Raw genomic sequence first — 10,728 nt, 5'->3', positions numbered from 1 at the left:
GACAGCAAGTATTTTTCACTCTAAAGTGTCTTTAAACTACTTTTAGTGACGCACACCATACTTTCCTGTAACTCAATCATCCTAAAAAAAACAATCAATAGCATTTCGCTTTGTCAAATTGTTGCTCGGTTAGTTACATAGTGATATGCTTGTAAGACTAACCGATAAATGAGTGATCAGAATGATACTGACAATAAAAGACGCCACTAATCTAATTTTTCCATTCATCCCTTGACAGAACGTTGTCAGGGGTTTTTCTTTCCTCTAGGAAAACTTTCAACAGGAGGTTGTACAATGACAAATAAGCATTCACATTCCATCGCTTCCATTTTTGCCATTTGGATCAGTTTAATGAGTAACATCGTGTTGACTGTCGTTAAAATTCTTGTAGGGGTTCTCTTTAATAGTCCCGTTTTGCTTGCTGACGGCTTTCATAACGCGGGAGATGTTGTCGCTTCCGCTGCAGCCTTGACCTCGATGCGATTCTCACAAAGACCGGCTGATGAAGACCATCCATATGGACACGGAAAAGCTGAAGTGATTGGATCGGGACTTGTTGCAATTATTTTAGGGATCGCTGCCATTTATATTGGTTTTGAAGCGGTCAAAACATTTTTTGAGGAGCCCGCAAAAGCGAGTGTTATTGCGTTAATTACGGCAATTGTTTCCCTTGTCTGGAAACAGGTTCTCTATGTGTATACGATGCGCGTCGGTAAGAAAGCAAATAGTAAGGGGTTGATTGCGACTGCTTATGATCACCTTGCAGATGTGTATGCATCGCTTGCGGCTGTTGTCGGAATCGGGTTGGCTTTGATCGGGGATGCATATGCCATTCCTTTTCTTTCATACGGGGATCCATTTGCCGGTGTGATTGTTTCCATTCTCGTGCTCCGTTTAGCTTATGGAATGGGGATCGAGGCAATGGATGTATTAATGGAGAAAAATGTACCTGAAGCGCGTTTGCAGGAGTTTGCCGCATTGATTCGCACGGTGCCTGAAGTGAAGCGAATTGATCGACTTCGTGCTCGAGAACACGGCCATTATGTGCTCGTCGATTTACGGATTGGTATTCCTGGGACGTTGACCATCCAACAAGGTCACGACGTATCGAGTAAAATTCGTAATATGATTATTGAAGCCCATGCTGATGTGGATGAAGTGCTCATCCATCTGAATCCATGGTATCCAGATGAAAATTAATTCTTCATACTGTGCAGAACGAAACTTCATACGCACAAATGAGGTATACTGTTGAATGAAAAGGAGTGTCACACATGCTAAAAGAAAAACTTGCACATACGATAGAGCAACAACCAATTGCGCTATTTTCAATTGAAAAAGAATATGCCGAAAGAAATGGTCTGCTGTCAGCTAATCAGTTGGTCCAACCAAAACAATGGGATTTCTCCGCCATCGAGTTATGCTTAAAAGAGACAGAAGAAATGCTTGAAGAAAAGGCGCCCTCATTCATGAATGAGCCGGTATCCTATTTCGGTGTTAACATTGATCAATTTGTCTATGTCGAGTCAGAAGCATTTACTACAATCGGTGTCGATGCGATGGCAATTGAAATGGACGATGTCTTTCAAACCATTACAGTATTATTCGGATTAAAGCTTCAGAAGAAATGGGGAGCTTTCATTAAGGAGCATTTGGAAACGAACGTCGGTCTAAAAACGTATAGTGCGATGTTCTCGGATCAGGACGGTCTATGGGACATTAACATACCGCTTGATGCACTTGAAGGATTCCACAAAGATTTACCAATAAAAGATGCGGTTGATCTCGCTTATCGCTTCATTTTCAACATGCTCGCAGCACTTGAGGCGACAAATTGAAGCAGGCATTTGAAACACATCAACGTGAGTATGCCTACACGTATATCCGGCAAATGGATGAACACGATCTTTGCCGTTTGGAAATGCGGTCGTTCTTCGGGTACGACAGTCCATCAAATGCCTTGATTAGCAAAGTAGCCATTGACCCTAGCCGCAGCCCTTTTATGAAGGAGCGATTGGAAATAGTGTGGACAGCACACGATTGGGCAGATTTACTTGCACAAGCTGAAGGGTTCGTCAGTCACTCGACATTTAAAGTCACTTGTATGAATGACATCGCATTGAATGACACGGCTAAAATTCATCATCCAGAACGAAGAGCGATGGAACGAGAAATCGGTGAAAAAATTGAGGGAGAAGCAGATTTAGACAATCCGGCAGTCAATTTTGGCATTCTCTCTCTCGATGGACGTTGGTATTTCGGCATCCTTCAAGTCAGTGAACCGATTTGGCGATACCATATGCAAAAACCGCATATGTATTCGACTGCTTTAAGTACACGCGTCGCTCGCGCGTTGGCTAATATTGCAGTTCCTCATCCTGAAGGGGTCCGTGCGATTGACCCGTGTTGTGGAATTGGTACGGTGTTAGTCGAAGCACGTTCAATGGGGATTGATATGGTTGGGAGAGATATTAATCCACTTGTCTGCCTTGGTTCCCGCAAAAATCTTGCCCATTTCGGTTTGGCTGGTGAAGTCGTTAAAGGTCCTATCGCTGAAGTGACAACTACATATGATGCTGCAATTATTGACATGCCGTATAATTTGTTTACCCATATTACTGCTGAAGGACAATTGGATATTTTAAAGAATGCCCGACGCATTACGTCAAAACTCGTCGTCGCCACCATTGAACCGATGGACGATATGATCGAGGAAGCCGGTTTCCAAATTGTCGATCGGTGCGTTGCCAAGAAAGGAACGTTTGAGAGGCAAATTCTTGTTTGTATATGAATTACTAAAGCGTGCTCCCACAAATTGGGAAGCACGCTTTTCTTCACTCCGAAATCTTCACAGCATAGTCAGCGAGCAAACGTGCTCCATACCCTGTTGCGGATTTAGCATAGTAACCAGAATTACTTGATTTGCTCATCATGCCGGCCATGTCTACGTGAAGCCATTTACTGTCTTTTGGAACAAATCGACGAAGGAATAGAGCAGCTGTGATTGAACCGCCATAGCTCAATGAACTGATGTTGTTCATGTCTGCATAGTCACTCGCCAATGATTTGTCATACGCTTCGACTAACGGCATTGGCCATACGAAATCACCGTTTTCATCTCCGACTTTTTTCAGGATGAATGCCTGCTCTTCATCGCCAAATACACCACCGATTTCCGTTCCTAACGCATTGACGACTGCACCCGTAAGTGTCGCGATGTCCACGATGTATTCTGCATTCAACTCACCTGCACGAATGAGGGCATCCGCCAAGATGAGACGACCTTCTGCATCGGTATTTCCGACTTGTACTGTCGTACCGTTTTTGTACGTAATTACTTCACCAGGAAATACGGATGTGTTGTCCGGCGTATTTTCAACCATCGGGATGAGTGCAACGACATTCACTTTCGCTTCCGTTTTTGCTAACAACTGCATTGCACCAGCTACCGCAGCCGAACCGCCCATATCCATACGCATGTCACTTAAATCTTTCCCACTCTTCAAGCTGATGCCGCCCGTATCGAATGTGACTCCTTTCCCGACAAGCGCCACTAATGGTTTTGACGTATCTCCGACATACTTCATTTCTACGAATGAAGGGCTGTATTTACTACCGCGACAAACAGTCAACACGCCGTTCATGCCCATCTCTTCAATTTCCTTTTTTCGATACACCGTCACTTCGATTCCTGTGTCTGCATATTGTTTTTTCAGAACATCAGGATACGTTTCAGGATTTAACACATCAGACACTTCATTCATCAAGTCGCGGGAAAACGCAGTAGCAGCGGCACGGATTTTTCCGAGTTCGACAGCAGATTGGACGTCCTTCCCTTCTACTTCTAGTGTAGTTTGGAATGACTCTTCTTTTGATTTATACGTAAGGAATTGGTATGAACCAAGATCCCAACCTTCTGCAAATGCCGTGTATACTGTTTCTTTTGTAAGGTGTTCGAAAGCTGTTTCCAACGTTCCCTCTAGTACAACTGCTTTCTCCACTTTTTGACTCGCAAGATCACGTGCAATGTTTCCTGCTGTTGCACGTACTTTTTCGATATCCGCTTCTTTTGCAACTTTCACGACAACGTACTGCGTTTCATTGACCAAAACAGAACAATGCGCCCCTTTTTGTTGGTCGACAAATTTCTTTAAAGGCTCATTTCCAGCAATCAATTCATTGCTCGCACAAATCACTTTCACTTCTGTCATACTCGTTTCCCCCTACTTATCTATTTCGATACTAGAAATAGTTTACCATAACAATGTCAAAATGAAAGAATTATCTTTTTTCTGCAATGACTAGACAGAACGTTGCAAAAGGGCCCAGGAGTAATGACAACAAAAACCAATTCAATCCACTTCTATTCTTCCCTTGCGCGATACCCGCATTAATGAGTGCCAACGTACCCCAACCGACAAAATATTCGCTTTCCATTATTTTTCCTCCTTCACAAAGTTGCTTGTTCCTGTAAAAATGCTTTTGCCTCAGCTATATCATTTGTACACAAAAGTATTTTTGCAGCATTAAATACAGCCCGATCTTCTGCATCTATGTAGTCAAACAATGGAATGGTATTAAAGAACTTTTTCCATTTATGCTTTTGCTCGAGCGCTTTAATTTCAATATTAATCGCTTCATAATCAATTTCATTTATCATGAAAAAAGTTTTAGACTGATCCACATTTAGGAATCGCTCTCCTAAAATATTTAGCTGTTCTTGATCCCATTCATTATGAACAATCGAACTCGTCGATCCTACATTATCCGCTACATCCATTAGTTCATCAGACCAATCTGAGTATTGTTCATCTGTCAAATCTTCGATCCAAACAATCCCTACACTAAAAAGCCGCTGATCCGATTTGTCTTTCTGCTTCTTTTTCCTACCAAACATACGAAACACCTCCAGTAACTCTCTTTTTATACGCATCAATATTAGGGAAAGTTTCAATATTTTTATAGTACCTTGCATTAAACAATACTACATGATATATTACTCTTAACCAGTACATTAATTAACACGGTAGTGTTTATTAAACAGTACCAGAAAGGAGTGAACGTATGAACATTCAATTTAAAAAAGGCGTTTTGAATTTATGCGTGCTCGTTCTTTTAGATAAACAAGATCGATACGGTTATGAACTGGTTCAAAAGATATCGGATCAGATTTCCATCTCTGAAGGATCTGTTTATCCCTTATTGCGCCGCTTGACGAAAGAAGGCTATTTCACAACTTACTTACAAGAGTCAACAGAAGGCCCACCCCGAAAATATTACAAACTTACGGATAGTGGAAGGGAATATCTCCAAGAACAACTTCAAGAATGGCGGAGTTTTACAGAAGGTGTCAATACATTAATTGAGGAGAGTGTTACACATGACTGAAAACCAATTTATTCAAGAACTTGAACTAGCCTTGAGCAGGCTTCCTGAGGATGAAAAAAGAGATATTTTGAATGATATTCGTGAATATTTTGCGGATGGCCGCGAGGATGGAAAATCTGAGCAGGAAATCGCTAATTCCCTTGGCTCACCTGGAAAAATCGCATCAGAACTAGTAGAAACCTATCCATTTAAGGCTGACAACAAGAAAACAGAAGTAACTAGTAAAGTGTTGAAAATTTCGGACAACAACTTTACAAAAGTAGAGATCGATGTTCAACACGGCGCTCTTTTTCTATCCCCTTCCGATACGAATGAAACCACAATAGAACTAAGTGGTGCAACGGAAAAACTTGAACTAATTGCAGACGTAATACATGATACATTAACCATTAAACTTAAGAACAAGGGACACTGGCTATTCTTTTTCAATTTTAATATGAAAGCGGTGAATCTAAACGTGTTTATCCCCAAAAAGCTCTATCAATCTATTTCCATGAAGTCGGACAACGGGCGAATTCAAGCTGAAAAAATGATTAGCAAACGAATCCAAGCGAACACGGATAACGGTCGCATTTGTTTAACGGAACTTGCAGCTTCTTCCCTTGAAGCTGAGACGGATAATGGGCGAATTGAACTGACAAGAGTACAGTCAGACCAACTAAAGACAAAAACAGACAATGGACGGATACTCATGAATCATGTCGAAGCGGATACTATTCATGCTGAGTCAGATAATGGACGAATTGAGATGTCACAAGTGGACGGTGAGCTTGTAGCAACAACCGACAATGGACGCATTACTTTGGATACGGAAACGATTGATCGGAACATAGATTTTAAAACGGATAATGGCAGCATTGAAATAAATTCTACATGCCGCCCGACAAATGCTTCGATTTTAGCTAAAACAGGGCATGGGAGAATCGATATTTACGGAGAAAGAAATTCACGGACTGATTTTGGTGCTCAACAATATACAATCCGTTTGAAGTCAGGTAACGGGAGAATTACGGTTCGGTAGTAGATGAAATAGGAATTGGTTAAAGGGGCAGAGTTGGTCACAACTCCTGCCCTTTCATGATTGTTACCTCAACATATGCCCCTCTCAACTCCACTCTCTGTATGAGAAAGAGCTTTCTCCTTAGGTTAGAATTAATAATTTTCCGGTGAATATGATATAGTGAGACATTAATCCTTCCTATTTTTTACGAGCACTTATCTACTTCATACGGAAAAGGGGTTCTGTCATGGTAACGATTTTTGTAGATGCTGATGGCTGTCCTGTTGTGAATGAAACGATTTCCATTGCCAAGAAATTCAAGATGCCTTGTACCCTTATTTGTGACACAGCCCATGAAATGCATCGGGACGGGGCCGATACAGTCATCGTTTCAAAAGGCGCGGATGCAGTCGACTTTGTATTAGTGAACAAAGTGAACAAAGGCGATATTGTCGTCACGCAGGATTATGGGCTAGCGGCAATGGTTTTAGCGAAACAAGGTCATCCGATCGATCAAAACGGAAGACGCTATACGAATGACAATATTGATCAACTCCTATTAGCAAGACATACCGCCCAAAAAATCAGGATGGCCGGTGGTCGCCTAAAAGGACCTAAAAAACGATCAAAAGAAAGCAATGAGAAATTCATCAATAGTTTGCGGGAATTATGTCAATTTTTATTATCCCAGAAACAATGAGCCCTCCTTTACTGGTGGGCTTTCATATTTGCCAAAATCCTTTCATATAATGAGGCATGTCTTTCCTTCTCCAACTACTAAGTATTGTTTGAGATTGCGATTAAAAAGAGAATTTGATTCAAATTTAGCAACAGGCTTTCCAATGTTTATGTACAAGCTTACGAGGTTAAAGAATGATAAACGTTCCGGAGGTTACAAAATGCCAAAAATCCTATCCGTCAGTACCGTTCTCCCTCCCTATGAAGTAAAACAGCAAGAAGCTGTTGAACTGACCCGCTCCCTTTTTAGCAACAGGTTTAAAGACATTGAGCGTCTATTAAAAGTATTTCAAAACGGTGATATCGAAAAACGAGATGTTTGTATGCCGTTGGAATGGTATGGACAAGAACACGATTTTGAAGAACGCAACGATTTGTATATTCACCATGCAACGCATTTAGGCATTAAAGCCATTCAATCTTGCCTGCAACAATCGGACTTTTTACAGACAGATGTTTCTCCTTCTGAAATTGATGCCATCATCTTTGTTTCCAGCACAGGCATTTCCACGCCAAGTATCGATGCACGCATTATGAATGAACTTCCTTTTCGGGACGACGTTAAACGGATCCCGTTATGGGGATTGGGTTGCGCTGGAGGCGCTGCCGGTTTAAGTCGCGCATTTGAATATTGCAAAGCATTTCCGAAAGAAAATGTACTCGTCTTGGCGGTTGAGTTATGCAGTTTAACGTTCCAAAAAGACGATTATTCAAAGAGCAATCTCGTCGGTGTCTCATTATTTTCTGACGGCGTCGCATGCGCACTCATCGCTGGTGATCAATCTGAAATTGCCGTCGCTGGTGCTGTTCCTACAATCGTCGCAACTACATCAAAACTAATGCCCAATTCAGAAGATGTGATGGGTTGGGATGTTAAAAATAATGGTCTACACGTCGTATTTTCAAAAAGCATTCCTTCAATCATTACAGAGTGGTTAGGACCATTTGTACATGAATTCCTGTCTACTCACGGTTTGACGAAAGATGACATTGCGCACTTTGTCGCTCATCCAGGAGGAAAGAAAGTGTTGGCTGCCTATGAACAGGCTTTAGGATTCGATGCATCCATGACGGAAATTTCGCGTGATGTACTCCGGAATAACGGCAATATGTCCTCACCAACTGTCTTGTATGTCCTTCAACAATTCATGGCATTGACGCCCCAAGCTGGTGAATATGGCATCGTCGCTGCATTAGGACCAGGATTTTGTGGAGAATTACTCCTCATCCAGTGGGATTGAGGTGACTTCAACTTGATGATTCCAATCGTACTTTCTGTTGTCATCCTTCAACGCATTGTCGAATTATTCATCGCAAAACGGAATGAAAGATGGATGAAGCGCCAAGGCGCATTTGAAGCAGGTGCTCAGCATTACCCTTTCATGGTTGCCATGCACGTCTGTTTCTTTCTCTCATTGCTCATCGAAATCTACATCTTTAACCGCCCGCTATCACCGATTTGGGGCTTGCTCTTATCGATCTTCCTTCTTACACAACTATTGCGAATCTGGTGCCTCACTTCACTAGGAAAATATTGGAACACAAAAATCATTGTCCTACCTAATGCCACAGTTGTACGAAAAGGGCCTTACAAATGGATTCGGCACCCGAACTATGTCATCGTCGCAACTGAATTACTCGTCTTGCCATTACTGTTCAGCGCTTATTTCACAGCAATTCTCTTCACAATCCTTAACGTATGGATGATGTCCGTCCGTATACCGGCAGAAGAGAAAGCACTAAAAGATGCTACAAATTATCGTGAAGAATTTTCGATTGATTAACGCATAAAGGCTGAGACAAAAAATGTCTCAGCCTTTCATTATATTTGCCCATCTTGGAAAAGCGCTCAAACTCCTGGATTGGCGCAAGGAATAGATTCTTTTTTAAAAAAACCTTTAGTTTGTCAAAACCATTTTTAACGCAACAAATTTATCCAGCAAATACACTTTCCCGCGGTACAAGCAATCAAACGGCTCATAAGTTCTCCAAACGCCGCATACTTCAGAAGAATGCAGCATATCCAAGCAAAACGCGGCATTATTCCGAAGAACGCCGCATTCCCCTACTGAACACAGCATAACGCTAAAAATCGCCGCATAATCTCATTCATCAATCAACCCGTGTCAACGTCTTCCCAACATATCCATAGCCAATCGTCAAAATCGGCGACAGCAAACAGAAAAACGCAAACGGTAAATAAGCAAGTGGCGATACACCTAGCACATCTGCGATGAAAATCCCACATACACTCCACGGAACGAGTGGATTCACCACAGTTCCCGCATCCTCCATAACACGGCTCAAGTTTTTATTCGCAAGTCCAACTTTTTCATACGGCTTTCTAAACGCTTGCCCCGTCAATAATATTGATAAATACTGTTCGCCAATCAAAAAGTTAATGCTGATCGCGGTCAATGCAGACGCCAATATAACGGATGACACTTTCTTCAAAAGTGCTTCAATTGTTGCCAATAAACGTTGTACAATGCCAAGCGTGAACAACAATCCGCCCATACTTAATGCCAATAATACTAAACCGACCGTGAACATCATGCTGTTCATTCCACCGCGTGACAACAAGACATCCACTTCTTCCACTCCTGTCGAAGAAACAAATCCTTTAAATAAAATGCCCATCACTTCCGATACACCATACTGGTGATGGAAATAGGAAAGCCCAATCGCAACAGCAGAACTAATTGCCAGTGTAACAAGTGCAGGTACCTTCTTCATGCTCAATGCAAATAACACGAAAAGCGGAATAATCGTATACCAATGAACGAGCTCCGTTTTGAGGAGCGTTTCTTGAAAGAGCGTAATTTTGTTAAACTCTCCTCCACTAACGGAAGGCGAAAGAATGCCAAACAACAGTAGCGACAACAGAAACGCTGGAATCGTCGTCCATCCCATATTGCGGATATGCGTAAACAAATCGACGCCAACAATCGATGATGCTAAGTTGGTCGTATCCGACAATGGAGACATTTTATCCCCAAAGAAAGCACCGGACACAATCGCACCTGCAGCTAATGGCAAAGACAGTTCCAGCACATCAGCCATACCAATGAAAGCTACGCCAATTGTCGCAACGGTTGTCAATGAACTACCGATGGAAATCCCGACGATCGACGTGACGACGAAGACGATGGCGAAAAAGAAAGCAGGTGTAATGAGATGAAATCCTGCATAAATCAATGTCGGAATCGTACCGCTCATCATCCAACTACTAATGAGAATGCCGATAAAGAAGAACAAAAACACTGCACTCATCCCTGCTCCGGCACCTTCCACCAAACCTTTTTCCAAATCTTTAAAAGGAATCTTTTTAAAGAATCCGTATCCCAATAACAACAAGATTGAAAACAAAATTGGTATATGCGGGACAGATTCGAAAATAATGATACTTGTACTCATCAATACGACAATACTAAAAGTAAGTAGTGCGGATGCTACTACTGAAGGCGAATGGATCGCTTTAATTTGAAACATCATGGATTCCTCCCCAATTGTATTTTGAACATAAAAAACCCCTTCCATCCCTAAAAAAGGGACGAAGGAGTTCTCCGCGATACCACCCTAGTTGACGATAGGCACACCTA

At 41.9% G+C, this 10,728-nt stretch carries 12 protein-coding genes; 8 read left to right on the top strand and 4 right to left on the bottom strand.

The window, feature by feature from the left end:
- Positions 1 to 294 precede the first annotated feature (294 nt).
- The 3 genes from NRI27_RS04495 (at position 295) to NRI27_RS04485 (ending at position 2,791) form a co-directional block, all read left to right on the top strand.
- A complete protein-coding gene (locus tag NRI27_RS04495) occupies positions 295 to 1,200 on the top strand; it encodes a cation diffusion facilitator family transporter (protein ID WP_371389729.1) in 906 nt (301 codons plus the stop codon).
- 74 nt (positions 1,201 to 1,274) lie between these two features.
- Positions 1,275 to 1,838: a branched-chain amino acid aminotransferase gene (locus NRI27_RS04490; protein WP_371389728.1), complete on the top strand. Its 564-nt coding sequence runs from the start codon at positions 1,275 to 1,277 to the stop codon at positions 1,836 to 1,838.
- Between the two features lie 53 nt (positions 1,839 to 1,891).
- Positions 1,892 to 2,791 (top strand): TRM11 family SAM-dependent methyltransferase, encoded by a 900-nt coding sequence (locus NRI27_RS04485; protein WP_371390049.1) that lies wholly within the window; start codon positions 1,892 to 1,894, stop codon positions 2,789 to 2,791.
- A gap of 43 nt (positions 2,792 to 2,834) precedes the next feature.
- Here the strand turns inward: NRI27_RS04485 and NRI27_RS04480 are convergent, their stop codons facing one another.
- The 3 genes from NRI27_RS04480 to NRI27_RS04470 form a co-directional block, all read right to left on the bottom strand.
- Positions 2,835 to 4,211, bottom strand: coding sequence for a leucyl aminopeptidase family protein (locus tag NRI27_RS04480; RefSeq protein WP_371389727.1), 1,377 nt, complete (start codon positions 4,209 to 4,211; stop codon positions 2,835 to 2,837).
- A 70-nt stretch (positions 4,212 to 4,281) separates the two neighbouring features.
- Positions 4,282 to 4,437: a hypothetical protein gene (locus NRI27_RS04475; protein WP_371389726.1), complete on the bottom strand. Its 156-nt coding sequence runs from the start codon at positions 4,435 to 4,437 to the stop codon at positions 4,282 to 4,284.
- Positions 4,438 to 4,450: 13 nt separating this feature from the next.
- The gene (locus NRI27_RS04470; protein ID WP_371389724.1) at positions 4,451 to 4,897 is read right to left on the bottom strand and encodes a hypothetical protein; all 447 of its coding nucleotides are present in this window, start codon (positions 4,895 to 4,897) and stop codon (positions 4,451 to 4,453) included.
- A 167-nt stretch (positions 4,898 to 5,064) separates the two neighbouring features.
- Between NRI27_RS04470 and NRI27_RS04465 the strand changes: the two genes are divergently transcribed.
- From NRI27_RS04465 to NRI27_RS04445, 5 genes are all read left to right on the top strand, one after another.
- Positions 5,065 to 5,388 carry a PadR family transcriptional regulator gene (locus tag NRI27_RS04465; protein WP_371389723.1) on the top strand — a complete coding sequence of 108 codons (324 nt, stop codon included), beginning with the start codon at positions 5,065 to 5,067 and terminating at the stop codon, positions 5,386 to 5,388.
- Positions 5,381 to 6,409 carry a DUF4097 family beta strand repeat-containing protein gene (locus NRI27_RS04460; RefSeq protein WP_371389722.1) on the top strand — a complete coding sequence of 343 codons (1,029 nt, stop codon included), beginning with the start codon at positions 5,381 to 5,383 and terminating at the stop codon, positions 6,407 to 6,409. The genes NRI27_RS04465 and NRI27_RS04460 overlap by 8 nt, the downstream gene beginning before the upstream one ends.
- A 226-nt stretch (positions 6,410 to 6,635) precedes the next feature.
- The gene (locus NRI27_RS04455) at positions 6,636 to 7,088 is read left to right on the top strand and encodes a YaiI/YqxD family protein (RefSeq protein WP_317941920.1); all 453 of its coding nucleotides are present in this window, start codon (positions 6,636 to 6,638) and stop codon (positions 7,086 to 7,088) included.
- Positions 7,089 to 7,287: 199 nt separating this feature from the next.
- Positions 7,288 to 8,367, top strand: a complete 1,080-nt coding sequence (locus NRI27_RS04450; protein WP_371389721.1) for a type III polyketide synthase — start codon at positions 7,288 to 7,290, stop codon at positions 8,365 to 8,367.
- A 15-nt stretch (positions 8,368 to 8,382) separates the two neighbouring features.
- Positions 8,383 to 8,910, top strand: a complete 528-nt coding sequence (locus tag NRI27_RS04445; RefSeq protein WP_371389720.1) for an isoprenylcysteine carboxyl methyltransferase family protein — start codon at positions 8,383 to 8,385, stop codon at positions 8,908 to 8,910.
- Between the two features lie 328 nt (positions 8,911 to 9,238).
- Here NRI27_RS04445 and nhaC read toward each other — a convergent pair whose 3' ends face one another.
- Positions 9,239 to 10,618: a Na+/H+ antiporter NhaC gene (gene nhaC, locus NRI27_RS04440; protein ID WP_371389719.1), complete on the bottom strand. Its 1,380-nt coding sequence runs from the start codon at positions 10,616 to 10,618 to the stop codon at positions 9,239 to 9,241.
- Positions 10,619 to 10,728: the final 110 nt, after the last annotated feature.

The sequence above is a fragment of the Sporosarcina sp. OR05 genome, assembly GCF_041414805.1.
Lineage (GTDB): Bacteria > Bacillota > Bacilli > Bacillales_A > Planococcaceae > Sporosarcina > Sporosarcina saromensis.
Note: the sequence above shows the minus strand (reverse complement) of the source record. Positions and strands in the feature narration are given on the sequence as shown.